Here is a 327-nt window from a genome sequence, read left to right as displayed (position 1 = left end):
GCAGTACTGCTTGCTATTTCTGCAAGTTTTGTAGTCTATTACTCTGTTGATTTTGGAATCCTTTTTTCTATTACTCCTTATTTATTAGACAACTCTTTTATGTTTTCTACCTTTTCTATTCATAGTATTGCTTTTATTAGTTTTTTATTATTTATTTGGTCGGTGGGTAAATCCGCTCAAGTTTGTCTTCACACGTGACTACCCTCAGCAATGGAGGGACCAACCCCTGTATCGGCTTTAATTCATGCAGCGACGATGGTAACTGCTGGTATTTTTTTAATTATTAGGTGTTCCCCAATTTTTGAATACGCTGACTCTGTACTAGTG

Annotated in this window: 2 protein-coding genes; both read left to right on the top strand. The window is 36.1% G+C overall.

All coding sequences use genetic code 11. The annotated features are described in order from the left end of the window. Positions 1-198, top strand: a 198-nt coding sequence (locus tag B5P42_RS33220) for a hypothetical protein (protein WP_309251515.1), incomplete at its 5' end; no start/stop codon positions are given. A 12-nt stretch (positions 199-210) separates the two neighbouring features. Further along, positions 211-327: proton-conducting transporter transmembrane domain-containing protein (locus B5P42_RS33215; protein ID WP_309251516.1), on the top strand; the 117-nt coding region annotated here is incomplete at its 3' end.

Source organism: Bacillus sp. SRB_331, from assembly GCF_003264175.1.
GTDB lineage: Bacteria > Bacillota > Bacilli > Bacillales > Bacillaceae_G > Bacillus_A > Bacillus_A mycoides.
Note: the sequence above shows the minus strand (reverse complement) of the source record. Positions and strands in the feature narration are given on the sequence as shown.